Source organism: Amycolatopsis sp. (genome assembly GCF_035546795.1).
GTDB lineage: Bacteria > Actinomycetota > Actinomycetes > Mycobacteriales > Pseudonocardiaceae > Amycolatopsis_E.
In genome coordinates this window covers 68,563-92,889 of sequence record NZ_DASZWC010000022.1, presented here as the reverse complement: position 1 = coordinate 92,889, position 24,327 = coordinate 68,563, and the positions used below count along the sequence as shown (strand labels likewise).

General features: G+C 70.6%; 28 protein-coding genes, 1 pseudogene and 1 riboswitch. Of the genes and pseudogenes, 10 read left to right on the top strand and 19 right to left on the bottom strand.

All coding sequences use genetic code 11. The features are described from left to right. Window positions 1–63: 63 nt before the first annotated feature. Genes egtD through VHD82_RS15315 form a run of 4 tightly spaced genes read right to left on the bottom strand, consistent with a single transcriptional unit; the run spans window position 64 to window position 4,406 of the window. Window positions 64–1,047 carry an L-histidine N(alpha)-methyltransferase gene (gene egtD, locus VHD82_RS15330; RefSeq protein WP_325703158.1) on the bottom strand — a complete coding sequence of 328 codons (984 nt, stop codon included), beginning with the start codon at window positions 1,045–1,047 and terminating at the stop codon, window positions 64–66. After that, window positions 1,044–1,802 (bottom strand): ergothioneine biosynthesis protein EgtC, encoded by a 759-nt coding sequence (egtC, locus tag VHD82_RS15325; RefSeq protein WP_325703156.1) that lies wholly within the window; start codon window positions 1,800–1,802, stop codon window positions 1,044–1,046. The genes egtD and egtC overlap by 4 nt, the downstream gene beginning before the upstream one ends. Continuing rightward, window positions 1,795–3,141: an ergothioneine biosynthesis protein EgtB gene (gene egtB, locus VHD82_RS15320; protein WP_325703153.1), complete on the bottom strand. Its 1,347-nt coding sequence runs from the start codon at window positions 3,139–3,141 to the stop codon at window positions 1,795–1,797. Before egtB ends, egtC begins: the two co-directional genes overlap by 8 nt. After that, window positions 3,138–4,406: a glutamate-cysteine ligase family protein gene (locus VHD82_RS15315; protein ID WP_325703150.1), complete on the bottom strand. Its 1,269-nt coding sequence runs from the start codon at window positions 4,404–4,406 to the stop codon at window positions 3,138–3,140. The genes egtB and VHD82_RS15315 overlap by 4 nt, the downstream gene beginning before the upstream one ends. 136 nt (window positions 4,407–4,542) lie before the next feature. On the opposite strand from VHD82_RS15315, the gene VHD82_RS15310 reads away from it, so the two are divergent. Both VHD82_RS15310 and VHD82_RS15305 read left to right on the top strand, forming a co-directional pair. Continuing rightward, window positions 4,543–5,136 (top strand): helix-turn-helix domain-containing protein, encoded by a 594-nt coding sequence (locus VHD82_RS15310; RefSeq protein ID WP_325703147.1) that lies wholly within the window; start codon window positions 4,543–4,545, stop codon window positions 5,134–5,136. Next, window positions 5,133–5,699 carry a TIGR03086 family metal-binding protein gene (locus VHD82_RS15305; protein WP_325703144.1) on the top strand — a complete coding sequence of 189 codons (567 nt, stop codon included), beginning with the start codon at window positions 5,133–5,135 and terminating at the stop codon, window positions 5,697–5,699. Before VHD82_RS15310 ends, VHD82_RS15305 begins: the two co-directional genes overlap by 4 nt. Window positions 5,700–5,712: 13 nt before the next feature. On the opposite strand, the gene VHD82_RS15300 is transcribed toward VHD82_RS15305, so the two are convergent. Further along, complete coding sequence (locus tag VHD82_RS15300; protein WP_325703142.1) at window positions 5,713–6,285, bottom strand: TetR/AcrR family transcriptional regulator; 573 nt, start codon at window positions 6,283–6,285, stop codon at window positions 5,713–5,715. A 282-nt stretch (window positions 6,286–6,567) separates the two neighbouring features. Between VHD82_RS15300 and VHD82_RS15295 the strand changes: the two genes are divergently transcribed. The 4 genes from VHD82_RS15295 to VHD82_RS15280 all read left to right on the top strand — a co-directional run bounded on the left by VHD82_RS15295 (window position 6,568) and on the right by VHD82_RS15280 (window position 11,184). Further along, a complete protein-coding gene (locus VHD82_RS15295) occupies window positions 6,568–7,905 on the top strand; it encodes a hemolysin family protein (protein WP_414637516.1) in 1,338 nt (445 codons plus the stop codon). After that, a complete protein-coding gene (locus VHD82_RS15290) occupies window positions 7,902–8,945 on the top strand; it encodes a hemolysin family protein (protein WP_325703138.1) in 1,044 nt (347 codons plus the stop codon). Before VHD82_RS15295 ends, VHD82_RS15290 begins: the two co-directional genes overlap by 4 nt. Before the next feature lie 89 nt (window positions 8,946–9,034). Beyond that, window positions 9,035–9,874, top strand: coding sequence for a 3-methyladenine DNA glycosylase (locus VHD82_RS15285; protein WP_325703340.1), 840 nt, complete (start codon window positions 9,035–9,037; stop codon window positions 9,872–9,874). 263 nt (window positions 9,875–10,137) lie between these two features. Next, window positions 10,138–11,184, top strand: coding sequence for a hypothetical protein (locus VHD82_RS15280; protein WP_325703136.1), 1,047 nt, complete (start codon window positions 10,138–10,140; stop codon window positions 11,182–11,184). 12 nt (window positions 11,185–11,196) lie between these two features. On the opposite strand, the gene VHD82_RS15275 is transcribed toward VHD82_RS15280, so the two are convergent. Together VHD82_RS15275 and VHD82_RS15270 are read right to left on the bottom strand one after the other, a co-directional pair. After that, window positions 11,197–12,027 carry an aldo/keto reductase gene (locus VHD82_RS15275; protein ID WP_325703133.1) on the bottom strand — a complete coding sequence of 277 codons (831 nt, stop codon included), beginning with the start codon at window positions 12,025–12,027 and terminating at the stop codon, window positions 11,197–11,199. 15 nt (window positions 12,028–12,042) lie between these two features. Continuing rightward, a complete protein-coding gene (locus VHD82_RS15270) occupies window positions 12,043–12,879 on the bottom strand; it encodes a helix-turn-helix transcriptional regulator (protein WP_325703130.1) in 837 nt (278 codons plus the stop codon). A gap of 119 nt (window positions 12,880–12,998) precedes the next feature. Here VHD82_RS15270 and VHD82_RS15265 point away from each other — a divergent pair, with 119 nt between their 5' ends. Continuing rightward, the gene (locus tag VHD82_RS15265) at window positions 12,999–13,361 is read left to right on the top strand and encodes a nuclear transport factor 2 family protein (RefSeq protein ID WP_325703127.1); all 363 of its coding nucleotides are present in this window, start codon (window positions 12,999–13,001) and stop codon (window positions 13,359–13,361) included. A gap of 150 nt (window positions 13,362–13,511) precedes the next feature. Next, a riboswitch (glycine riboswitch) is annotated at window positions 13,512–13,609 on the bottom strand. Between the two features lie 34 nt (window positions 13,610–13,643). Here VHD82_RS15265 and VHD82_RS15260 read toward each other — a convergent pair. From VHD82_RS15260 to VHD82_RS15230, 7 genes are all read right to left on the bottom strand, one after another. Continuing rightward, window positions 13,644–14,210 carry a MerR family transcriptional regulator gene (locus VHD82_RS15260; RefSeq protein WP_325703124.1) on the bottom strand — a complete coding sequence of 189 codons (567 nt, stop codon included), beginning with the start codon at window positions 14,208–14,210 and terminating at the stop codon, window positions 13,644–13,646. A gap of 267 nt (window positions 14,211–14,477) precedes the next feature. Further along, window positions 14,478–14,951, bottom strand: coding sequence for a bifunctional nuclease family protein (locus VHD82_RS15255; protein ID WP_139097318.1), 474 nt, complete (start codon window positions 14,949–14,951; stop codon window positions 14,478–14,480). A gap of 217 nt (window positions 14,952–15,168) precedes the next feature. Beyond that, on the bottom strand, window positions 15,169–15,903 hold the full coding sequence (locus VHD82_RS15250; RefSeq protein WP_325703117.1) for a MerR family transcriptional regulator: 735 nt from the start codon (window positions 15,901–15,903) through the stop codon (window positions 15,169–15,171). Further along, window positions 15,900–16,364, bottom strand: a complete 465-nt coding sequence (garA, locus tag VHD82_RS15245) for a glycogen accumulation regulator GarA (protein WP_325703114.1) — start codon at window positions 16,362–16,364, stop codon at window positions 15,900–15,902. The genes VHD82_RS15250 and garA overlap by 4 nt, the downstream gene beginning before the upstream one ends. A gap of 107 nt (window positions 16,365–16,471) precedes the next feature. Beyond that, on the bottom strand, window positions 16,472–16,855 hold the full coding sequence (gene gcvH / locus VHD82_RS15240) for a glycine cleavage system protein GcvH (protein ID WP_325703111.1): 384 nt from the start codon (window positions 16,853–16,855) through the stop codon (window positions 16,472–16,474). Between the two features lie 40 nt (window positions 16,856–16,895). After that, window positions 16,896–17,546, bottom strand: a complete 651-nt coding sequence (locus tag VHD82_RS15235) for a CDP-alcohol phosphatidyltransferase family protein (RefSeq protein WP_414637515.1) — start codon at window positions 17,544–17,546, stop codon at window positions 16,896–16,898. 100 nt (window positions 17,547–17,646) lie between these two features. Then, window positions 17,647–17,865: a hypothetical protein gene (locus VHD82_RS15230; RefSeq protein ID WP_325703108.1), complete on the bottom strand. Its 219-nt coding sequence runs from the start codon at window positions 17,863–17,865 to the stop codon at window positions 17,647–17,649. Window positions 17,866–18,097: 232 nt separating this feature from the next. Here VHD82_RS15230 and VHD82_RS15225 point away from each other — a divergent pair, with 232 nt between their 5' ends. After that, complete coding sequence (locus tag VHD82_RS15225; protein ID WP_325703106.1) at window positions 18,098–18,601, top strand: hypothetical protein; 504 nt, start codon at window positions 18,098–18,100, stop codon at window positions 18,599–18,601. 29 nt (window positions 18,602–18,630) lie between these two features. Next, the gene (locus VHD82_RS15220) at window positions 18,631–19,026 is read left to right on the top strand and encodes a hypothetical protein (protein WP_325703103.1); all 396 of its coding nucleotides are present in this window, start codon (window positions 18,631–18,633) and stop codon (window positions 19,024–19,026) included. A 22-nt stretch (window positions 19,027–19,048) separates the two neighbouring features. Here the strand turns inward: VHD82_RS15220 and VHD82_RS15215 are convergent, their stop codons facing one another. Beyond that, window positions 19,049–20,734: an AMP-binding protein gene (locus VHD82_RS15215; protein WP_325703101.1), complete on the bottom strand. Its 1,686-nt coding sequence runs from the start codon at window positions 20,732–20,734 to the stop codon at window positions 19,049–19,051. A gap of 1 nt (window position 20,735) precedes the next feature. Next, on the bottom strand, window positions 20,736–21,575 hold the full coding sequence (locus tag VHD82_RS15210; RefSeq protein WP_325703099.1) for a crotonase/enoyl-CoA hydratase family protein: 840 nt from the start codon (window positions 21,573–21,575) through the stop codon (window positions 20,736–20,738). Window positions 21,576–21,605: 30 nt separating this feature from the next. Between VHD82_RS15210 and VHD82_RS15205 the strand changes: the two genes are divergently transcribed. Continuing rightward, window positions 21,606–22,445 carry an alpha/beta fold hydrolase gene (locus VHD82_RS15205; RefSeq protein ID WP_325703097.1) on the top strand — a complete coding sequence of 280 codons (840 nt, stop codon included), beginning with the start codon at window positions 21,606–21,608 and terminating at the stop codon, window positions 22,443–22,445. Between the two features lie 6 nt (window positions 22,446–22,451). Here VHD82_RS15205 and cobA read toward each other — a convergent pair whose 3' ends face one another. The 3 genes and pseudogenes from cobA to rpsN all read right to left on the bottom strand — a co-directional run bounded on the left by cobA (window position 22,452) and on the right by rpsN (window position 24,318). Beyond that, a complete protein-coding gene (gene cobA / locus VHD82_RS15200; protein WP_325703094.1) occupies window positions 22,452–23,666 on the bottom strand; it encodes a uroporphyrinogen-III C-methyltransferase in 1,215 nt (404 codons plus the stop codon). Window positions 23,667–23,889: 223 nt separating this feature from the next. Continuing rightward, window positions 23,890–24,027, bottom strand: a pseudogene (locus VHD82_RS15195) (30S ribosomal protein S18); the annotation flags it as partial. Window positions 24,028–24,030: 3 nt separating this feature from the next. After that, window positions 24,031–24,318, bottom strand: a complete 288-nt coding sequence (gene rpsN, locus VHD82_RS15190; RefSeq protein ID WP_325703335.1) for a 30S ribosomal protein S14 — start codon at window positions 24,316–24,318, stop codon at window positions 24,031–24,033. Window positions 24,319–24,327 lie beyond the last annotated feature (9 nt).

Sequence of the window (24,327 nt, the reverse complement as noted above, 5' to 3'; positions counted from 1 at the left end):
CCAGGGTTTCGTACCGAGTGCGCGGGCAAGTCGAGGTAACGGGTTCACCGCCCTATTTGACCATTACGCCCCCACGTTCCGAGCCCTGGCCAGGGAGACCCCGAACCTGGCCGCCGAATCGGTCCACCACCGCTCGAGCTCGAACCCGGCTTCGGCCAGTTCCGAGGACACCCCGGCGGGACGGAACTTGGCGGAGACCTCGGTGCGGATGTGCTCGCCGGCGGTGAAGCGCACCGCCAGATTCGCCGCCGGGATCCGCACGGTCATGTCCTCCAGCGCCCGCAGCCGCATCTCGATCCACTCGTTGCCGGCATCCCAGTAGGACTCGTGGACGAACTTCGTCAGGTCGAAGTCCGCGCCGAGCCGCTCGTTGATGACGCGCAGCACGTTGCGGTTGAACGCGGCCGTGACGCCCGCCGCGTCGTCGTACGCGCGCTCCAGCACCACCGGGTCCTTGACCAGGTCGGTGCCCAGCAGCAGCCACTCCCCTTCGGCGAGCACGTCGCGCACCGAGCGCAGGAACTTCGCGCGCTCGGCGGGCAGGAAGTTGCCGATGGTGCCGCCGAGGAACACCACCAGCCGCGGCGGCTCCCCGGGCAGCAGGCCGAGGTGTTCGGTGAAATCGCCCACCACGCCCCGCACCTCGAGCCCGGGGTAGTCCGCGCGGATCGCCTCCACGGCCTCGGCGAGCGCCGTCTCCGACACGTCCAGCGGGACGAACTCGCGCAGCGTGCCGTGGCCACGCAGCCCGTCGAGCAGGAGCCGGGTCTTCTCGCTGGAACCCGAGCCGAGCTCGACCAGCGTGCGCGCGCCGGTGACGCGGGCGATCTCGGCCGACTCCCGCTGGAGCACCTCACGCTCGGCGCGCGTCGGGTAGTACTCCGGCAACGCCGTGATCTCCTCGAACAGCTCACTGCCCCGCGCGTCGTAGAACCACTTGGGCGGCAACCACTTCTGGGCGGCGGTCAGCCCAGACCGGACGTCCATCACCAAGGCCTCGGTGATGCCGTCCGGATCGCGGTGCACGTCCAGGTCGAACTCGGTCATGGCTCGGGACTCCGATCGGGATCGATGGGGAACAGGCGCACGGAGCCGCGGCGCGCGACGATGCCGTGCCCTTCCGGGACCGGGATCCAGCCCGGCCCCGGTTCGGGTGGTTCGGAGGCGACGACGACGGCGTCACCGGTTTCGCGATAGGACAGCGCGTGCGTCCAGGCCGTGGCGACCAGGACCTCGCCGTCGGTGAGCAGGAGGTTGAGCCGCGAGCCGGGCGCCGCCCGCTCCACGGACGGGAGCAGGTCGGTGACCACACCCAGCGGGTCCTCCCCCGCGCGCAACCGCTCCCGCACCAGCGCCCACAACAGCGCGCTGTCGGTGGGCGCCTCCAGCGTGAGCAGTTCGGTGACCGGGAGCTTCCCGGCGAGCGCGGCCATCGAATGCGGCCAGCCGGCGACCATGCCGTTGTGGCTGAACGACCACGGACCGTCGGTGAACGGGGCACACGCCGCCTCCAGCACGGGCATGCCGACGGTGCCGTTGCGCACCGCCGCGACGAACGCGGTGGTGCGCAAGGAACGCGCCAGCACCGGCACGTCCGCATCCGTCCACAGTGGACTCGCTCGCCGCAGGCGGACCGGTGCGCCGTCGACGTACCAGGACAGGCCGAACCCGTCGGCGTTGACCGTGCCGCCGCCACGCATGTCCGCCGGGGCATAAGACTGGTGCTCCAGCGAATGCGGCGCGTCGAACAGCAGCCCGGCCGGCGAGCACGGCGGCCCGAGGTAAGCCAGGTGCCTACACAACGGGCAGATCCCTGGCACAGCGGAACCCGGAGAAGATCTGCCGCCGGATCGGGTAGTCCCAGTTGCGGAAGGTGCTGCGGATGGCGGCCGCGTCGGTGCCGAACGAGCCGCCGCGCAGGATCTTGTACTCCGGCCCGAAGAACACCTCCGAGTACTCGCGATACGGGAACGCGGCGAAGCCCGGGTAGCCGTGGAAGTCCGTGCTCGTCCACTCCCACACGTCACCGATCAGCTGATGCACGCCCAGCGCGGACGCGCCCGCCGGGTACGCGCCTGCCTCGGCCGGGCTCAGGTGCGCCTGGCCGAGGTTGGCGTGCTCCGGGGTGGGCTCCTCGTTGCCCCACGGATACCGCCGCGACTGGCCGGTGGCCGGGTCGAACCTGGCGGCCTTCTCCCATTCGCGCTCGGTGGGCAGCCGTTTGCCCGCCCAGGCGGCGTACGCCTCGGCCTCGTAGAACGACACGTGCACCACGGGCTGCCCGGCCGGGACCGGCTCGCGCACGCCGAACCGGGCGCGCCACCAGCCGTCCGGCTCGCGCCACCAGAACTGGGGGGCGGTGATGTCGTGCGCGGTGCGGTACTGCCAGCCCGCCTCGCTCCACCACCGCCGCTGCTCGTAGCCGCCGTCTTCGAGGAACTCGACATACGCGGCGTTGGTGACCGGGGTGGTGTCGATGCGGAAGCCGTCCACCCAGACCTCGTGCGCCGGGCGTTCGTTGTCCAGCGCCCACGGCTCGACGCTGGTGCCCATCAGGAACGCGCCCGCGGGCACCTCGACCTCGGCGGGCAGCGGCCCGCTGCGGTCGCCCGGCGCGGGCGGGGCGTGCAGCACCGGCTCGCCCTCGCGCAGCTGGTGGGTGGCCAGCATCGTCTCGTCGTGCTGCTGCTCGTGCTGGGTGATCATGCCGAAGGCGAACGCGGCCTCGGTGAGCCTGCGCCCTTCCATGGGCGCCTTTTCCAGCACCTCGAACGCCTTCGCGCGCACCTGTCCGACATAGGCGCGGGCCTCGGCGGGCCCGAGCAGCGGCAGCGCCGGCCGGTCGGCCCGCGGATGCTGGAACGCGTCGTAGAGGTCGTCGATGTCCGGGCGCAGCGGCTCCCGGCCGCCGACGTCGCGGACCAGCCACAGTTCTTCCTGGCTGCCGATGTGGGCGAGGTCCCAGACGAGCGGGGACATCAGTTTCGAGTGCTGGCGCACCAGGTCGTCGTCGTCCACCGCGTCGGTCAGCACCGTGCTGCGCCGGCGGGCGCGGGTGAGCGTGCCGGCCGCGTGCTCGCGCAGCCTGTCCGCGCTCAGCTCACGCAGCAGGCTGGGCGCTTCGGTCAGTTTCTCGGTCACAGCTTTTCCCCTCCGGCGCGCACAAGCCCCTGCACGCCTTCGCTGATCTCGTTGATCGTCTTGCCGGGCAGCCCGGTCTGGCTCAGCTCCGCGCAGCCCAGGTCCACCACTTTCCTTGCCACGGCGGCGATCTTGCCGTCGGCGAGGCCGAGCCGCGCGGCCCGCTCCCATTCCCCGGCCACCGGCTCGCACAGCTCCCGCACACGGTCCACTGTGGAGGGACGGGCGAGCAGGGCGGTGAACAGCGCCACCGGATGCAGCCAACGCTGCCCCGGCTGGGCATCCAGGTAGCGCACCTCCAGGTAGCCGTGCGGCCGCACCGGCGTGAACATCGTGGTGAGGTGGTAGGCCAGATCCTCGGCCGTCGGCGGGCTGAGCAGGCCCGCCGCGCCCTGGCGGCTCACCCAGTCGCCGAAGGTCACGCCGTCCGGTGCGTCCCACGGCCCGTGCTCGCGGCGGACCAGCATCAACGGCGTGTCCATGATCCGCCGCGCCCAGTCCGACGGCGGATCCTCGCCCGGCGGCGCGGCGAAGGTGCGTGCCCGCTCCGTGCCGATGACCGCGAGCCAGCGCGCCGAAGCCGAACCCGTGTCGGCACCGGCGTGCCGGCGCGAGTTGGCGAAGGTGGCCAGCAACGGCGGGCCCAGCGCGTGCACCGCCGCCCACCGGCCGGGCAGCTGCTCGCGTTCCCCGCTGTCCACGCAGATCTGCAGCCCCGCGGTGCTGCACATCATGGTGATCCCGCCGGGGCCCAGCGGGGCGAACCGGCGCTCCATCGTGGCGTAGCGCTCGGTGGTCAGCAGGCGGGTGGGAGGGCGGTAGGGATCGATGCCCGTTTCGCCGAGAGAGAACCCGGCGCGGGCGAGGATTTCGGTCAATGCGGCCAGATCCGCGGAAACGACGTCCGCGAGAGCGGTCAGGCTCGGCTGCGGCAGAGCCGAGATCTCGACCTGCCCGCCCGGCTCCAGAGTCACGGGTGAGCCGGCGGGAAGTGGTTCGGCGGGGCTGTCGGGATCGAGGGTGCGTGGGGCGTGCGGGCCCAGCGCACGGGCCAGGTCGTTTCGGTCGAGAGGTCTTTCCGGGTCTTCCATGTAGTGCACGGTGTACTCGAGTTCCACGCCGAGCAGGCGTGGTGGCCCGTGTTTGAAGCACACCGACGCTACGTAGGCTTCCCCGGCTGCACGGTCGGAGATGATCTTCGCCGAGCGTTCGGCGACTCCGCACGCGCAGCCGGTACACCCGGGTACGTGGCGAACGGCTGTCATGTCACACCTGTCCAATCGGTGAGAGCACTTGGATTTGGACGCTACACGCGCGGTACGACAATTTCAGGGTTCCGGGCGCGACACAGTACGTACGTACGGATTGCGTAAGGACTACCGCGAGTGACAGGATCAGGGGATGCCACGGGTCAGTCAGGATCATCTCGACGCGCGACGTCGCCAGATTCTCGACGGCTCACGCGTGTGCTTCGCCCGCTATGGATACGAGGGTGCCACGGTCCGGCGCCTGGAGGAAGCCACCGGGCTCTCGCGCGGCGCGATCTTCCACCATTTCCGCGACAAGGAGTCCCTGTTCCTCGCCCTCGCGGAGGAGGACGCCGCGCGGATGGCGGATGTGGTGGCCGTGCAAGGGCTCGTGCAGGTGATGCGCGACCTGCTCACGGCGGGCAGCGAGCATCCGGCGGACTGGCTCGGGACCCGGCTGGAGGTGTCGCGGCGGCTGCGCACCGACCCGGAATTCCGTGGCCGCTGGGCGGAACGCTCGCAGCAGCTCACCGCCGCCACCCGTGCCCGGCTGCTGCGCCAGCGCGAGGCCGGGAACCTGCGTGACGACGTGGACGTCGACGTGCTGACGTCGTATCTGGAGCTGGTGCTGGAAGGTCTCGTGTCGCATCTGGCGATGGGGCTGCCGGCCGACGACATGGACCCGGTGCTGGATCTGGTCGAGGAAAGCGTGCGGCGGCACCGGGTTCGGGCATCATTGGAGTCGTGAACCTGCTCGACGCGCACGCCGAAACGCTCCGCGAGTTCGACGAAGCCGTGCACCGCATCGGCGCCGGGCAGTGGGACGCGCCCACGCCCTGCAGCGGCTGGACGGTCCGGGATCTGCTCAACCACCTGGTTTCCGAGCAGCTGTGGGTGCCGCACCTGCTGGCCGGGCAGTCGCTGGCCGAGGTGGGCACCCGCTACGACGGGGACGTGCTGGGCGAGGATCCGGTGGCAGCGTGGGAAAGCGCGGCCGCCGCGGCGCGCGAAGCGTGGACCGGGCCCGGCGCCACGGAGCGCGAGGTGGAGCTGTCGTTCGGGCGCAGCCCGGCCACGGACTACGGCTGGCAGATGACGCTCGATCTCGCCGTCCACGCCTGGGATCTGTGCACCGCGATCGGGGCGGGCCAGCCGATCTCCGAGGAGATCGCGGACCAGCTGCTCACCGAGCTGGGGCAGCAGATCCAAGACTGGCAGGGACTGGGCATCTTCGACCCGCCGGTGCCGCTGCCCGTGGACGCGCCCGCCGCCGCGGAGCTGATCGCGCTGACCGGGCGCAAGCCGGGCTGAAAGCCTTGCCCGGTCAGGGTTTCGCGTTCAGCTGCGCGATCAGCAGGTCCAGCCGCTCGCGCTGGAGACCGGGGCGCAGGCGGCCGTCGCGGTTCAGCGTGACCAGGCCGTGCAGCGCGCTCCACGCCATCTCGGTGCGCAGCTCGCCATCTTCCCTGCCCGCCGCGAACACCGCCGCGAGCTCACCGAAAGCCAGGCGTAGCGGCTCGGGCGCTTCGGGCCTGCCGAAGGGCAGCTTCGTCGCGCGCGCGAATATCGCGTCGTAGACCACGGGGTTGGCTTCGGCGAAGTCCGCGTACGCGTGTGCGACGGACGCGAGCGCGGCGCTGTCGTCCGCCGCGCCTTCGCGTGCCTTGCGTAGTACGGCCGCCAGCTCCGAGACGCCGTCGATCGCGACCGCCTCGACGATCGCGTCCTTGCCCTTGAAGTGGCTGTAGAGCACGGGCTGGCTGTACTCGATCTCGTCGGCGAGGCGCCGGGTGGTCACGGCGTCCCAGCCCTCGGCCTCGGCCAGCCGGCGGGCGGTGTCGATGATCAGCCGGTGCCGCTGGGCTCGTTCGCGCTCTCGGCGTTCCTGGACTGGCATACCCGGATACTAGCAACGCTAGAGCGGCGAGCACCTCTTGGCCGGGAACACCGGGCCGGACCGGCGCGTTCGTCGTACTGATCACCGGGGTACCGGACTCGCGGGCGACGTGGCCGCAGGTCAGCACCGTTGCCGGTACCATGGACCGCACTTGACAAGCCCTTCCGAGGAGTGACCCCGCACCGTGCGCGCCGCGCAGTCACCTGGTGACAGTACTGAGCCGGGTGGCGAACCCGGCTCACCCGACCATCATCCGGCCGAGCGACCGGCAGGTGGTGCCTGATGGATGTGCTCTGGAGCGTCCTGGGAGTGCTCGCCTTCTTCCTGCTGACGCTCGGCACCGGGCTCGCCGTCGCGGCCGAGTTCTCGCTGACCGCGCTCGAACGCAGCACGATCGAGGCCAACGTCCGCGAGGTCGGCGACAGCCGCTCGAAGACCGTCCGCAAGGCGCACGCCACGCTGTCCTACCAGCTTTCCGGCGCGCAGGTCGCGATCACGCTGACCACGCTGGTCACCGGTTATCTCGCCGAGCCGCTGATCGGCAGGCTGATCCGGCCGCTGCTGACCGGGCTCGGCCTGTCCGGGCCGGTCGCCGACGGCACGTCGCTCGTCGTGGCGCTGCTGCTGGCGACCGCCATGTCGATGATCCTCGGCGAGATGGTGCCGAAGAACCTCGCTGTCGCGCGCCCGCTGCGCACGGCACGCGCCGTGATGGGCTACCACTCGCGCTTCTCCGCGCTGTTCCGCTGGCTGATCACGCTGATGAACAACAGCGCGAACTGGGTGGTCCGCAAGTTCGGCGTCGAGCCTCAGGAGGAGCTGCGCTCGGCCCGTTCCCCGCAGGAGCTGGGCTCGATCGTGCGCACCAGCGCGGAAAGCGGCACCCTCGACACGTCCACGGCGGAGCTGCTGGACAGGTCGCTGCGTTTCGGTGACCGCACCGCCGAAGAGCTGATGACCCCGCGCGTGCGGGTCGAATCGCTGCACACCGAGGACACGATCGACGATCTGATCGCGATCTCGCGGAGCACCGGGTTCTCCCGCTTCCCGGTGTACCGCGAGGATCTCGACGACGTGCAGGGCGCCGTGCACGTGAAGCAGGCGTTCGCGGCGGCGGCGGACGAACGCGCGACGGTCAGGATCGGCTCGGTGATGCGCCCGGTGCCCACCGTGCCGGAGTCGCTGCCCGGCGACGCGCTGCTGTCCCGGCTGCGTGACTCCCGCTTCCAGATCGCGATCGTGGTCGACGAATACGGCGGCACGGCCGGACTGGTGACGCTCGAGGACGTGGTCGAGGAGATCATCGGCGACGTCCGCGACGAGCACGACGAGGGCGAGGAGCCCGCGGCGCGACGGCTCGACCAGGACACGTGGCTGGTCTCGGGCCAGCTTCGGGCCGACGAGATCCGCGACGTCAGCGGGTTCCGGATGCCCGAGGGTGACTACGAAACCATCGCCGGGCTGCTGCTCGAACGGCTCGGCAGGATCCCGGCCGGTGGCGAGAGCATCGACGTCGACGGCTGGCGGCTGACGGTGCGCACCATGGACCGGCACCGCATCGCCGAGGTCGGCGTGCACCGGCTGGAGCAGGCGACCGCCGAAGAGGAGCCCGCCCGATGAACGACTGGCTCGCCGTATTCCTCGTCGTGGTCCTGTTGCTGACCAATGCCTTCTTCGTCGGCGCGGAGTTCACCCTGATCTCCTCGCGCCGCGACCGGCTGGAAGCCCTGCTGGAGCAAGGAAAAACCCGCGCGAAGATCGTGATCAACGCGAGCAGGCACGTTTCGCTGATGCTCGCCGGCGCGCAGCTGGGCATCACGATCTGCTCGCTGCTGCTGGGCCGTCTCGGCGAACCGGCGGTGGCGCACCGGCTCGGCGCCTTCTTCGCGCTGCTGCACATCCCGGACGTGCTGGTGCACCCGATCTCGTTCGCGATCGCGCTGACGTTCATCACCATCCTGCACGTGCTGATCGGCGAGATGGTGCCGAAGAACCTCGCGATCGCCGACCCGGAACGGCTCGCGCTGTGGCTGGTGCCGGTGCACGTGGCGTGGGTGAAGGTGGCCAACCCGTTCATCTGGCTGCTGAACTTCGTGTCGAACTCCTTGCTGCGCCTGGTGAAGGTGGAGCCGAAGGACGAGCTGGAGACCGCGTACACCTCGACGGAGCTGGCCGAGCTGCTCAGCGAGTCCCGCCGCGAGGGGCTGCTCGAACAGTCCGAGCACGAGCGGCTGAGCCAGACGCTGTCCTCGGTGCGCAAGACGGTCCGCGATGTCCTTGTCCCGACGGACAAACTGACCACGCTGCCGTCGGCGCCCACGGTCGGCGACGTGGAGCGGGCGGTGTCCTCGACCGGCTTCTCGCGGTACCCGCTGTGCTCGGATTCCGGACAGCTACTGGGTTATCTGCATGTGAAGGACGTGCTGGACCAGATCGGCGACCCGCCGGAAACCCGGATCCCCGCGGACAAGATCCGCGCGCTGACGAAGCTGTCCACGCACGAAAGGCTGGACGAGGCGTTGTCGGCGATGCGCAAGGACGGCGCGCACCTGGCCCGCGCACTGGACTCGGACGGCCGCCCGGTCGGCGTGGTCGCGCTGGAGGACCTGGTCGAGGAGTACGTCGGCACGGTCCGCGACGGCACGCACGTGGCGGCCTGACGCGGCTCAGCGTGCACAGGCATCATGGGCGTGTGCTGGTTCTGGAACAAGAGGAATGGCGTGCGCGCGAGGAGGCGCACGCCGCGCGGATGCGTCCGTGGACGAGGCCGTACCAGCAGCGGCGGTCGAGGGGCGAAAAGCATCCGGTGCATGACTTCCTGTTCCAGTACTACTCTTTACGCCCGGCACACCTGGAGCGCTGGCAGCCGGGCCCCGGCGTCGCGCTCGCCGGGAATGAAGCGAAGCGTTTCCTCGAACGGCCCGAGTACCGCCAAACCGACGAAGGCATCGCGCTCGACGAAGCGGCCTTTTCGGCGAAGCGGGCCGACACCACCCGCTACCTGCTGACAATCCTGGAATCCACGGCCTCCCGCGCGCCGCGGCTGAACTGCTTCGGCTTGCACGAGTGGGCCATGGTGTACCGACAGACGCCCGAAGGTGTGCGGCACAACCAGCTCTCGCTCCGCCTCGGCTCCGTGGGCACCGACGAGGTGGTCGAAGGGCTCGAAATCCGTTGCGGGCACTACGACGCGTTCCGCTTCTTCACCGAACCGGCCCGGCCGCGGAACACGCTGCAGCCCACCCGCGCCACACAACCCACGCTGGAGCAGCCCGGGTGCCTGCACGCGAATATGGATCTCTACAAGATCAGTTACAAACTGAGTCCCTTTGTCCCGGCCGAACTGATCGCCGACTGCTTCGAACTGGCGGCGGACATCCGCGAACTGGACATGCGGGCCAGCCCTTACGATTTGACAACCCTCGGCTACTCTCCGGTGCCGATCGAAACCCCGGCCGGACGGGCCGAATACGCCCGCGCGCAAGGAGAGTTCGCGCGACGCGCCGCGCCCCTGCGCGACTGCTTGATCTCGTTCTGCCACAATTCGCTGTCGACGCACACAGCTTTTCTAGATCTTTTTCGGTCGTGACCCTCGGTTTTCCGATTTTCCGCGACCATCACGTTTTCCTAACGCTGTACCCCTGTTAGGGTGAACGCGTTTGGCCGACGCACACGTAGAGTTTGGAAGGACCATCAATGGGGCGTCACTACCGGGACGAAGAGCCCGCCCCGCGCCGCCCTGAAAGACCACAGGACCCTCGCCGGCCCTCACTCGGGCCGAACGGTCCCCGGCCGCGCGACCCCGGCCCCCGGCCGGTCCAGCCCAACCGCCCGCAGGCCCCCCGTCCCCCGATGGGCCGCTCCCCGCTCCCCGCCCCGCCCCGGCAGGTCCCGCCCACTCCCCCCGAGCAGTACGGGCCCGGCGACCGCCACCCCAGCACCGGCGGCCACGGTGTCATCCCCCCGCCGAACCGCCCCCGCCCCGACGGCTTCCAGGCCTTCGGCCGCCCCGGCGGCACCGGCGGTCAGCCCCGGACCCCGGCCGAACCCCGCACCTCGACCGGCGGGTACGCCCCGGTCGAGCAGCGCCCGGTCTACGTTCCGGTCGAACACCCGGCGGACCGGCGCACAGGCACCGGCCCACACAAACCGGTCGAACGGCGCATGTCGACCGGCACGCACAAACCGGTCGAACGGCCCGGTGCCGGCCAGGCCACGAGCACCGAAAAAAATCCCTCCGCGGGCACCGGCTCACATCGCGCGATCAAGCCCGTCGAGGGCCGCAGCAGCGCGACCGGCACGCACCGCGCACTCACCGCGGTCGCCGGCCGCCGGAAGATCGCGAAGTGGCCGATCTTCACCGGTGTGGCCGTGGTGCTGATCGTGGTCGGCCTGCTCGGCTGGGGCTGGGCGAACAACGTGCTCAACAGCCGCGCCGAAGCACAGGCCAACGCGTGCACCGACGGCACCTCGACGCTGAAGGTGGTGGTCACCCCCACCATCGAGAAGCCGGTCACCACCGCAGCCACCCGCTGGAACCAGGCGAACACCGTGGTGCACGCGCACTGCGTGCACATCGACGTGCGCTCCGTGCCTTCGCAGCAGGTGCTCGACGCGCTGACCGGCAAGACCGGAACCGACGCGATCGGCGGCTTCCCCGCGGCGTGGATTCCCGAAAACAGCTTCTGGATCAGCAAGCTGCAGACCGCGAACGCCGGGCTGATCGGCTCGCCCTCGGAGTCCGTGGCGTCGCAGGCTTCGGCCGACTATCCCTTCGTCGGGCTGGGCGGCGCGAACGTGGACGACATCCAGGCCCGCGCCGCGCAGGTTTTCCGGGACTTCCTCAAGGAACCGGCCCAGCAGGCGGACTTCACCAGCGCCGGGCTGACGCCGGCCTGATCCGCCGGCCGGTCAGCCGACGTTGAAGGTGTCCGGGTCTGGTCCAGTCCGGGTACCCTTGTCCATCTCGCCGATGGCGAGGACGTCGTCGGCGTCGAGCTCGAAGTCGAACAGCTCGAAGTTCTCCGCGATCCGCGACGTGGTGACCGACTTCGGGATCACGACGTTGCCGATCTGCAGGTGCCAGCGCAGCACGATCTGTGCCGGGGATTTGCCGTACTTCGAAGCCAGCGCGGTGATCGTCTCCTCGGCCAGTAGCGCGCCCTGCGCGAGCGGGCTCCATGCCTCGGTGGCGATGCCGTGCTCGGCGTGGAAGGTCCGCAGCTCGGGCTGCTGCAGGTGCGGGTGCAGCTCGATCTGGTTGACCGCGGGCACGACGTCGGTCTCGTCGAACAGCCGGCGCAGGTGCGGAATCTGGAAGTTGGACACGCCGATCGCCCGGACGCGCCCGTCCGCCTGCAGTTTCTCGAACGCGCGCCACGTGTCCACGTAGGTGTCGCGGGCCGGCAGCGGCCAGTGGATCAGGTACAGGTCCAGGTAGTCCAGCCCGAGCTTGCCCATGCTCGTGTCGAAGGCGCGCAGAGTCGAGTCGTAGCCCTGGTCGGAATTCCACAACTTCGTGGTGATGAACAGTTCGTCCCGCGGCAGCCCGGCGGCGCGCAGTGCCTCGCCGACGCCGGCCTCGTTCCGGTAGGCGGCCGCGGTGTCGATGCTGCGGTAGCCGGTTTCGAGCGCGGTCCGGACCACTTTCGCGGTGTCCTCGGCGGGTACCTGGAACACGCCGAAACCCAGTTGCGGGATCGCGACTCCGTTGTTGAGGGCGAGATGGGGAACGGTGGTCATCCGGTTGGCGTTCCTTTACGTCGTGGCGGTCTCGGTCTGTCCGGTCCCGATACTGCCACCCGCGGCCGCCTGCTGTCGCAGGTAGGCCCCGGTGGCCTCGTCGGCGGGGTAGAACGATTCGATGGCCAGCTCCGACAGCGTCACGTCGAGCGGGGTGCCGAACGTCGCGATCGTGGAGAAGAACGACAGCTCGGCTTCGCCATGCCGGATCCGCAGCGGCACGAAAATGTCGCCCCGGCCGGGAATCTCGACGTCGGGCACCTCCTCGGCGCACGGGTAGGCGCGCATCTCCGCCAGCAGCCCGGCCAGCTCCGCGTCGGCGGTGGACTCGACCTGCCGCCGCAGCCGGGCCAGCAGATCGGCCCGCCACTCCCCCGGATTCAGCACCCGCGGGGAAATCCCGTCCGGATGCAACGCCAGCCGCAGCACGTTCGCCGGCGGCGCGAGAAGTTCCGGCGCCGCGCCCTCGGTCAGCACCGCGATACTGTTGTTGGCGTCCACCAGGTTCCAGCCACGGTCGACCACCACCGCCGGATACGGCTCGTGCCCGGCGAGCACCTGCCGCACGGCGGCGCGCACCGCGCCCAGCCCCGGATCACCGAGCTTCCGTTCCTGGTAGGCGGGCGCGTATCCGGCCGCGAGCAGCAGCTGATTCCGTTCGCGCAGCGGGACATCCAGCTGTTCACCCAGGCGCAGCACCATTTCCCGGCTCGGATTGGCGCGCCCGGTCTCGACGAAACTCAGGTGCCGGGTGGAGATCTCGGCGGAAAGGGCAAGGTCGAGCTGGCTCAGCCGCCGCCGCTCGCGCCACTGCCGCAGCAGCTCGCCCACCGGACGCTGGATCGTCGTCATACCCGAACGCTACGGGCCCGGCGTGCACCGCCACCATTACCTGTCACGTAATCGACACGCCTGCCCGGCACGGGTCATTGTTGCCGCACCACAACGGAAACCGAATAAGGAGCGCAGCAATGACCGACTTCACCGCCGTCGCGAACCGGTACCTCGAAGCCTGGAACGAGGCCGACCCGGCCAAGCGGCGCGAAATCGTCGAAGGGGTCTTCACCGCCGGCGCCACCTACACCGACCCACTCGGCGCGGTGCGCGGGCACGACGGGATCGACGGGTTCATCGCCGGTGCGCAGCAGCAGTTCGCCGGATTGCGGTTCAGCCTCGGCAGCGCGGTGGACGGGCATCACGACATCGCCCGCTTCCAGTGGCACCTCGGCCCCGAGGGCGCGGCCGAACCGCTGGCCGTCGGTTTCGACGTGATCACCGTCGAGGACGGCAAAATCAGTCAGGTGCAAGGGTTTCTGGACAAGATGCCCGGCTGAGCCACGGGCCCGGACACCGCATCGGTGTCCGGGTCCTCCCCACTCTGTCCATGCCCGGGAAGGCGCCTGAGAGGTTCACCCGGTTGTCGTTCGGGCTTGCACCGTCGGCGGGGTCCAGGGTCGTGGCCTGGACCCACTTTCCAGAGGCGTCTCGTCCGCGCGGTCCGGGTGCCTGAGAGGTTCCGGGGAGGACTTGCTCCTTCGGCGCCGGACCCGGGTTGGGGTCCGGACTCTCCCGCGCGGCTTCGGCGACTGCGATGATCAGCCTACCCGCAGGTAATTTCAGCCCGTACGGCGGGCGTTGCGACGCTGGGTCAGCTCGTCCGGCACGATCGTCTCGATCTCGCCGCCGTCCGCGCGCTCGGCCGGGAACTCGTGGATGGTGCCGGTGATCTCGGCCATCGGCACCTTCACCGCGATGCCGAACACACCCTGCCCGCCCTGGAGCAGATCCACGATCTCCTCCGGCGAGGTGCACTCGTAGACCGTGGTGCCGTCGGAGACCAGGGTGACCTTCGCCAGGTCGTCCATCCCGCGGGCGCGCAGGTAGTCGACCGCGACCCGGATGTTCTGCAGCGAGACGCCCGTGTCGAGTAAGCGCTTCACGATCTTGAGCGCCAGGATGTCCTTGAAGGAGTACAGCCGTTGCGAACCGGAGCCGTGCGCGGTGCGGATGCTCGGCGCGACGAGCTTGGTACGGGCCCAGTAGTCGAGCTGGCGGTAGGTGATCCCGGCGATCTGACAGGCCGCGGGGCCCCGGTACCCGACCAGTTCGTCAGGCAGTGACGCGTCGGGGAACAGGGCACCCTGCTCTCCGTCGACCGCCTTGACCGGCCTCTCGTCGACCACGCAAGCCTCCCCTCGCCCGGCCGGATGGCCGGCCGGTCGGAACAAGCACCAGACTCCGGAGCGGAGCCCGCTGGGTGGCAATCGCGCAGGTCGTGCACCGGATGGCCGAATCACACCGCAGCGATTTACCGCCTTTGACGGTAAGCGCGGGCGCCCGGCTGGTCAACGCGACGCGCGGCGTACCTCAAGCACTTCTTGAGGCTTCCGCCGCAAGAGGGGCCGAAGGTCAAACCTCATGCCGCCGGAAACGGCACGAACGGGCGAGGCTCAGGTGTCCGCGCCGCGGAAGTCCTCGGGTGAGACCGAGTCGAGGAACTCGCGGAACTTCTCGACCTCGTCCTCCTGCTCGTCCGGGATGATCAGCCCGGCCTCCTCGAGCACGGAGTCCACCGCGTGGATCGGCACGCCGACCCGCAGCGCCAGCGCCACTGAGTCGCTCGGCCGCGCCGAAACCCGGATGTCGCCGTCGAAAACCAGTTCCGCGAAGAAGGTGCCCTCGCGCAGATCGGTGATCACGACCTGTTCCAGCTCGCGGCCCAGCGCACCGATGACCTCTTTGAGCAGGTCGTGGGTGAGCGGGCGGGCCGGGCGCACCCCCTGCTGCTCGAGTGCGATCGCGGTGGCCTCCACGGAGCCGATCCAGATCGGGAGGTAGCGTTCGCCCTCCGTCTCCCGCAGCAACAAGATCGGCTGATTCGCGGGCAGCTCGACCCGCACGCCGACGACGCGCATTTCGCTCATCGGTCTTCGCCTCCCTCTCCTGTGCGCGGGCTGCAGCGCTGCTTCGAGGATCCCGCATCGATACCACCGACGCTACCCGTCATCTGTGCGCTGTGCTCGCTTCTTCCGCGTGCCCGGCGGGCACATCCGGTTGTCGGCAAACCCATGAACAACGGTACGGCATCCAGGGCCGCAGGCAGAGTCATGAAACTGTGTCATTACCGACCACCCCCCGGTTTCAGGCGCCCGTGACGCCCCGGATACCCGCCTTGACCAGCAACGTGTGCAGGGTGACCGAAAGCGCGGCCAGTTCCCGCACCATCTCGTCCCCGCGGCCCTTCGCGTCGGCGTCGCGCTGGCGGTACACCGGGGTGACGATCTGTTCCAGCAGCCCGACCTCGCGATCCGCCGAGGCACGGAAGGCGCGCAGGTGGCGGGGTTCGATGCCGAACTCGGTCATCGCGCGCACCGTCCTGGCGACCAGCACCGCGTCCGGGTCGTAAAACCCGGCCGGGCCGGGGCGGACGAGCCCGTACTGCTCCAGCTCGCCGAGAGTCCGGACGTCGATTCCCGCCTGTTCCAGAAGTTCCTCCTGGGTCAGGCGGATTTCCCTGCCGGAGACGAAATCCCGGGCGGCGGGCAGGCCGTCGCCGTCCGGGGAGGACAGCGAAACCAGCTTGCGGGGCAGCCGGGCCGCGGGGGCCTCCTGCCCGTCCGCGGCGTCCAGCTGCTCCTTGATGACCTTGAGTGGCAGGTAGTGGTCCCGCTGGGCGGCCAGCACGAAGCGCAGGCGCTCCACGTCCGCCGGGGCGAACTGCCGGTAGCCCGACGGGGTCCGGCCGGGCTGCACCAGTCCCTCGGACTCGAGGAACCTGATCTTGGAGATGGTGACGTCGGGAAAATCCGCGCGCAGCTGCGCCAGCACGGCCCCGATGCTCAACCCATCCCGCTGTGGCCGCCCGGCAGCCGTCACTGTGCCCCCTGGCCCCCGTGCCCCTGGCCGGTCAGGAAGACCAGGCGGAACTTGCCGATCTGGACCTCGTCGCCACCGGCGAGCACGGCCTGGTCGACCGGTTCGCGGTTGACGTAGGTGCCGTTCAGGCTGCCGACGTCGATCACCACGAACTCGCCGCCCTCACGGCGGAACTCCGCGTGCCGCCGGGAAACCGTGACGTCGTCGAGGAAGATGTCACTGTCGGGGTGCCGGCCCGCGCTGGTCGTGTCGCGGTCGAGCAGGAAGCGGGACCCCGCGTTGGGGCCGCGCTTGACCACCAGCAGTGCCGAGCCGCTGGGCAGCGCGTCGACGCCCGCGACCGAGGGCTCCGGCGCGGCCGGCTCCTGAGGCTCGGCATCCGCCAGGAAGTCGGCCCGGAAGACCGAGGTCCGCTCCGGAGACTGCTCCGGGGGAACGCCGGGCCCGTCGTTCGTGCTCACCTGAGCTCTCCTCACCACTGAAGTATTCGCTAACCGGGAAGATGTTGCTGCCCAACGTACCGTGCCAGGCCAAGACAAAGCGCCCGGGCTCCCCGAACGGCGCGAGGTCAGCCCGCGATGAGGGCCTGGTACGCCTCGGCGTCGAGCAGGCCCTCGGCCACGGCCGGATCCTCGGCCCTGATCTCGATCAGCCAGCCTTCGCCGTACGGGTCGCTGTTGATCAGTTCCGGGGACTCCGCGACCGCGCTGTTGACCGCCGCGACCTCACCGTCCACCGGGGCGAACAGCTCCGAAACGCTCTTGGTCGACTCGACCTCGCCGAACACCTCACCGGCGGTGACCTGCTTGCCCACCTCGGGCAGTTCGACGAAGACCACGTCGCCGAGCTGGTCCTGGGCGTACTCGGTGATCCCCACCCGGAAAGAGCCTCCGGCGGCGGTGGCCACCCACTCGTGCTCCTCGGTGTAGCGCAACTCTTCTGGAGCTGACAACGGTCGGTCCCCTTTCGGTACTCGGATGCCGGCGAAAGTCTTACATCCGCGCGCCGCCCCCGGCACCCCGGACCGCCCGGACGGTCTGGATGACATAGAGCGCGCCGGACCACAGGTAGAGCACGCAGCCCCAGGTGAGGAAGGAGTACGCGACCGGGCGGGCGACCCCGGCGAAGACCGAGCCGCCCTGGGTGAGCAGCAGCAGCGGGAAGGCGTACATCAGCACGAAGGTGGCGGCCTTGCCGATATAGGTGACCTCGGGCGGGGCGAAACCGTTGCGCCGCAACACGAGCAGGCACCCACCGACGACGATCTCGCGCAGCAGCAGCGCGGCCACGATCCACCACGGGATGATGCCGCGGACGAGGAAGGCCACGAGGGTGGCGACGATGTAGAGCCGGTCGGCCGCCGGGTCGAGCAGCTGGCCGAGCCTGCTCATCTGGTCGAGCCAGCGCGCGAGCTTGCCGTCCAGCCAGTCGGTCAGCGCGCTGAACACCAGCACGGCCAGGGCCCAGCCGTCGGCCCGCGGCCCCAGCAGGAGCCAGAGGAAGACGGGGACCCCGGCCAGCCGGAGCAGGGAAAGGATGTTGGGGGCGTTGAGCGCCTGCCCCAGCAGGGACGGCTGCGGACCACCCGGGCCGGCTTCGCCCGCCGGGACGGAATCGGTTCTTTCCGGGCTGTACTCGCTCACCCGGCCAACCCTAGCTGGCGCGGCGGCCGCCTCGTTCATTACCGATCCGGCGGGCGGCCACGGGTGCCGGCGAGCAAGCAGGCCCGAGACCCGTGTCCGCCTACTTTCCGTCGGCCCGGTAACTCCAGCCACGACGGCGCAGGTCGGCCCCGGTCAGGGCGAGCGGGCGGCCACGGCGGTCGGTGCCCACCCAGCGGGACCTGCCCGCGGTGGGCTCCAGGACGTAGGGCCGCCCCTGGCTCCACACCACGGTGCAGGGCGCGGTGGGCGGCTCGGTGGTATCGCAGGGCTGGGACTCGCGCTCGGTGTCGGTACTCATCGCTCTCAAACTCGACGGGGGTTCCGGGACCGCGGCCGCGGTGGCGACCGCACACCGGGACTGTCGTCTCCGGCGGCCGCGATGTTAGCCACCGCCGCGACATTCACCCGGCCAGTGAAGGGTTACCACCCTCGGTGACTGTCCACAATAGACGTACGGCGTGTCGGTGAGCAGGAGCGGGACACCGCGGGTAACCTTCCGCTGCCACACCGGACAGGGGAGGTTTTCCGCGATGCGTTCGATCTCCGGACGGCTCGGCCTGGTGGCCGCCGTGGGCGCGCTCGCGCTGGCGGGCGGCTGTTCCCAGGGCGGCGACAGCCCGGCCGCCGCGGGCACCGCGAGCGCGCCTCCGTTGCCCGCGCCGTCGTCGCAGCCTGCGGTTTCCTCTTCCACAGCCACTCCCCCGGTCACCACGACCACGGCGGAGCCCACACCTCAGCCGGCCACGACGGCGGCGCCCGGCGGGGACGGCTGCGGCACCGTGCACGCGGCCAGCGGGCTGACCCTGCGCGTGCAGGACGGTTCGTCGGCCGGGATGACCTGCGCGCAGGCGACGGACCTGGTCGCCCGGTTCCAGCGGCAGATCACCGGAAAGCAGCCTTCCGGTTCCAACGATCCGGTGAGCGCGACGGTGGACGGCTGGCTCTGCGTATCCGGCCCGCCCTCGGCGCAGGGTGGCACCACATGCAGCAAACAGGATCTGACCGTCTTCGCCGGTGCCGTCACCGGCGAGTGATTCCCTCTCCCCGCAAGGAAAATCCCACAGTGAACAAGATCAGCGCCCTGCTCGTGCCCGCCGCCTGCGCACTCACGCTCGGCGCGTGCGCTTCCCAGAGCCCCGCACCCGCGCCCGTCGCGCCGCAGCAGGCCGCGGCCTTGATGGCGGAGCCGCCCGCGCGGGCGGTCGAATGCGGCACGGTCACCGGCCCGGGGAACGTGCAGGTGAAGGTGTCGGTACAGCAGGGCGACGTCGACTGCGCGAGCGCCACCACGTTGATGACCAGGTACTTCGCCCGGCTGACCGCCGCCGACCTGGCCAGGACCGACGGCGCCGGCCCGGTCGCGCTCGATCCGTGGACCTGCGGCAGCGACCCCGGTCAGCCACTGTCGGCGACCTGCTCCACCGAGGACAGCCTCGAGGTCACCACCCGGCCCGCCTGAGTTCGGGCGGGCCGGCGGCGGGTCAGGATTTCAGGCCCGGGAAGTCCTCCTCACGGAACTCGGCGGCCGGCTTGGCGCCGGACTCCTCCTTCGCGCGCAGCTCCACCCGGCGGATCTTCCCGGAGATCGTCTTGGGCAGTTCGGTGAACTCCAGCCGCCGGATCCGCTTGTACGGGGCCAGATGCTCGCGGCAGAAGGCCAGGATGCTCTCCGCGGTACCCGCTTCCGCGGCGAAACCGGCGGCCAGCACCACGTAGGCCTTGGGCACCGCGAGCCGGATCGGGTCCGGGGCCGGGACCACCGCGGCCTCGGCGACGGCCTCGTGCTCCAGCAGCACGCTCTCCAGCTCGAACGGCGAGATCCGGTAGTCCGACGCCTTGAACACGTCGTCGGTGCGCCCGACGTAGGTGATGTAGCCGTCCTCGTCGACCGAGCCGACGTCGCCGGTGTGGTAGTAGCCGCCCGCGAAGGCCTGGTCGGTGCGCTCGTCGTCGTCGGCGTAGCCGGTCATCAGGCCGATCGGGCGGTGCGCGAGGTCCAGGCAGATCTCGCCCTCATCGGCCCGCTCGCCGGTGACCGGGTCGACCAGCGCCACCGCGAACCCGGGCAGCGGCCTGCCCATCGAGCCGGGCTTCACCGGCTGCCCCGGCGTGTTCGCGATCTGCACGCTGGTTTCGGTCTGCCCGAAACCGTCCCGGATGGTCACGCCCCAGGCCTTGCGCACCTGGTCGATCACCTCGGGGTTGAGCGGCTCCCCGGCGCCGACCACCTTGCGCGGCGGGGTTTTCAGCGCGGTCAGGTCGGCCTGGATGAGCATCCGCCACACCGTCGGCGGGGCACAGAAGCTGGTGACCCCGCAGCGGTCCATCTGCGCCATCAGCGCGCCGGCGTCGAACCGGTTGTAGTTGTAGAGGAACACCGTCGCCTCGGCGTTCCACGGCGCGAACACGTTGCTCCACGCGTGTTTCGCCCAGCCCGGCGAGGAGATGTTGAGGTGCACGTCGCCCGGTTCGAGCCCGATCCAGTACATTGTGGACAGATGGCCGACCGGGTACGAGACCTGCGTGTGCTGCACCAGTTTCGGCTTCGCGGTGGTGCCGGAGGTGAAGTACAGCAACAGCGGGTCGGCCGCCGCGGTGATGCCGTCGGGCGCGAAGTCCGCGTCGGCGGCGTACGCGTCGGCGAAGGAATGCCAGCCCGCGGCCGGCTCGCCGACCGCGATGCGGGTGTACTCCCCCGCCACGCCCGCGAACTTCGCGGTGTCGGCCGAGCGGACCACGACGTGCCGCGCCGCGCCCCTGTCCACCCGGTCGCGCAGGTCCTCGGGGCCGAGCAAAGTGGACGCCGGGATGATCACGGCGCCGAGCTTGATCGACGCGAGGATGGTCTCCCACAGCTCCACCTGGTTGCCCAGCATCAGGATCAGCCGGTCGCCGCGGCGCACGCCGAGCCCGCGCAGCCAGTTCGCCACGCGGTCGGAGCGCTGCGCGAGCTCGGGGAAGGTCCAGCGGCCCTCGCTGCCGTCCTCCTCCACGATCCACAGCGCGTAGCGCTCGCGGTTGGCCGGATCGCGCGCGATCTCGTCGAACCAGTCCAGCGCCCAGTTGAACTCGCCCGGCTTCGGCCAGCGGAAGTCCCGGTAGGCGGTGTCGTAGTCCTCTCGGTGGGCCAGGAGGTAGTCCCTGGCTTCCCGGAAAGCATCGCTCACGTCATTCTCCCTTGAATTCCGGCTTCCGGCGCTCCATGAAGGCCTGCACCGCCTCGGTCAGGTCCTTGCTCGGCAGGAACGCCGAGTTCCACACCGACACGTACCGTAACCCGTCCGCGATGCGCTGCTCGGTGTTGAGCGCGAGCACGTCCTTGACGCCCCGGAGCACCAGCGGCGGGTTCGCCGCCATCTCGCCCGCCAGCGTGCGGGCGGCTTCGAGCACCGCGTCCTGATCGGCGTAGACGTCGTTGACCAGGCCGATCTTCTCCGCACGCGCGGCGTCGATGTCCTTGCCGGTGAGGGCCAGCTCGCGCAGGTGCCCTTCGCCGATGATCCCGGCCAGGCGCTGGAGGCTGCCGAGGTCGGCGACGATCGCGACCTTGGCCTCGCGGACGCTGAACTTGGCGTCGGCGCTGGCGAGCCGGACGTCGGCGGCGGCGATGACGTCCACGCCGCCGCCGATGCACCAGCCCGCGACGGCGGCGACGACCGGCGTGCGGCAGCGGGCGACGGCGTTGACGCTGTCCTGCAGCCGGCGGACCTCTTCGAGGAACTTCGTGCGCGGCCCGGCCAGCGAGTCCTGGCTCAGCAGCGGCGCCCAGCCACCCATCATCGCGGGCAGGTCCAGGCCGTAGGAGAAGTGCCTGCCGCTGCCGGTCAGCACGATGGCGCGGACTTCGGGGTCGGCGTCGAGGGCACCGAACACCAGCGGCAGCTCGCGCCAGAAGTCGGGGCCCATCGCGTTGCCCTTGGACGGGCCGAGCAGGGTCACCTCCGCCACTGGTCCGGTGCGGTCGACTTTCAGTGCGACGAGGTCGGCGATGTCAGTCATGGCTGTCATCTTGCCTGCCCGGCGTGGTTTGCTGGGAACATGGCCCCGCGACTTTTCGAGCTGGCCGGTTCGTTCACCTTCGAGGGCCACCGGCTGGCGTACACCGAGTACGGCGCGGGTGAGCAGGTCGTGGTGCTGACCCACGGCATCATGTTCACCCGCCGGATGCACGCGCCACTGGCGCGCGAGCTGGCCGGGGCCGGGTTCCGGGTGATCACCCTGGACCTGCTCGGGCATGGCGAGTCCGACCGGCCCACCGAGTCCTGGCGCTACTCCATCCCGGCGTTCGGGGTGCAGGTGCTGGCGCTGCTGGACCACCTCGGCATCGAGCGGGCGGTGCTCGGCGGGACCTCGCTGGGCGCCAACGTTTCGCTGGAGATCGCCGTCGCCGCGCCCGAGCGGGCGCTGGGCATGATCGTGGAAATGCCGGTGCTGGACAACGCGATCGTCGCCGGGCTGCTCACCTTCGCGCCGCTGCTGTTCGCCGCGAGGTTCCTGCCGTTCACAGTGGACAGTGTCGCGCTGGCGGCGAGGCTGGTGCCGCACGGCAACCAGTGGGTCGACGTGATCACCGACACGCTGGAACAGCGGCCGGCGGCGATGGCGGCGCTGCTGCACGGGGTCTTCTTCGGCCGGATCGCGCCGCCCAAGGCGGTGCGGCGGCAGATTTCGGTGCCGGCGCTGGTGATCGGGCACGAGGGCGACCCGATCCACCCCTTCGGCGACGCCGACACCCTCGCCGAGGACCTGCCGGACGCGGAGTTCGTCCAGGCTCGCAGCCCCGTCGAACTGCGCACGGACCCCGAGCGGCTGACAGCGGCGATCCTGGAGTTCACGCAGCGGTGCCACGAGCCCGCGCCGGCCCGCCGGTCGGGCTGAAAGCGGTTACCCGCGGTAGAGCCCGGCCACCGGGCCGATGACGGTGACCGCGGGCGGGCGCACCCCGGCGGCCTTCGCGGCCGCCGCGACGGAGTCCAAAGTGGACCGGGTGACGCGCTGGGTTGGCATGGTGCCGTCCTCGATGATCGCCACCGGGGTGTCGGCGGGACGGCCGGCGGACAGCAGCGCGCCGGCGAACAGGCCCAGCCGCTCCACGCCCATCATGAGCACGATGGTGCCGCTCATGCGGCCTAGCGCGGACCAGTCGACCAGCGAGGACTCGTGGTCCGGCGGCACGTGCCCGGACACGACCACGACCTCGTGCGCGACCCCGCGGTGCGTGACGGGGACATCGGCGAGCGCGGGCACGGCGAAGGCGCTGGTGATGCCGGGGACCATGGTCACCGGCACGCCGGCCTCGGCGCAGGCGAGCACCTCCTCGAACCCGCGGCCGAACAGGTACGGGTCCCCGCCTTTGAGGCGCACCACGAACTTCCCGGCCTTCGCGCGCTCGACGAGGGTCGAGTTGATGACCTCCTGGCTGGCGGCCCGCCCGTACGGGATCTTCGCGGCGTCCACGATCTCCACGTCCGGGCGCAGCTCGTCAAGCAGTTCGCGCGGGCCGAGGCGGTCGGTCACCACGACGTCCGCCCGGGCCAGCAGCCGCCGGCCCTTCACCGTGATCAGCTCCGGGTCGCCGGGCCCGCCGCCGACCAGCGCGACGCCGGGCAGCTCGCCGATCTCCGGGGCGGCGGCGTCGGAGATCAGCCCGGTGTGCAGGGCCTCCACGAGGTTGTCGCGCACCGCGGCCGAGCGCAGCGGCTCGCCACCGGAGAGCACGCCGACGACCAGGCCCTCGTGCCTGCCCGTGGCCGCGGTGACCGCGCTGCCCTCGGTGCCCGCGTCGGCCCGGACGCAGAACACGTGGCGCCGTTCGGCCTCCGCGCAGATGGCGGCGTTGACCTCGGCGTCGTTCGTGCAGGCCAGCGCGTACCAGGCGCCGTCGAGGTCGCCGTCGGTGTATCTGCGCTGGTGCCAGACCACTTCGCCGGCGTCGGCCATCGCGCTCACCGCGGGGGTGGTGTGCGGTGAGATGAGTTCGACGGCGGCGCCGGCGCCGATCAGCCTGGGCAGCCGCCGCTGGGCGACGCTGCCTCCGCCGACCAGGACGACCCGGCGGCCGGTGAGGTCGAGGCCGACGAGGTAGTGGTCTTCGGACATGCCGTAAGCATGACGGCTGACCGGCGGGGATGCCTCGTCAGGGTCGCGGGAGTGTGAGCAATTCCGTATTGCCGAACGGCTCCGCGACCTGCACGGCCGCCCGCGGGATCGGCGCCGCCGGACAGCCGCGCCTCGCACACCGGTCCGGCCGGCGGGCTCTGCCCGCAATGCCCGTTCTAGCGCCTGTCCCCGTAGGGCGGCAGCGCCATTTCACGGGCGTTCTTGTGACCCGGCGGGAGCGGATCTTGCCCCGGTCGGAGACGAACCCACGCAGCAGCCCGACATCCTTCCAGTCCACTTCAGACACTCCGGCCGGGGTCGGCAGGTTCTTGCGGCGCTTGGGGTTTCGGTGCTGCGGCATGGCTCACCAACTCGACTTCGGCACGCCGGGCAGCTCGCCGCGATGCGCCATCTCCCGCAGCCCCACCCTGGACAGCCCGAACTTGCGGAAGTAGCCGTGTGGCCGCCCGTCGGCGGTGTCCCGGTTACGCAGCCACACGGGGCCGGCGTCGCGCGGGACGCGCTCCAGGGTGGAGGCTGCCGAGGCACGCTCCTGCGGAGTGGATCGCGGCGACCGGACGGTTGCCTTCAGTTCGGCGCGCCGCTGCGCGTACCGGGCGACCACCACGCGGCGCTGGGCGTCCTTGGCGATCTTGGACTT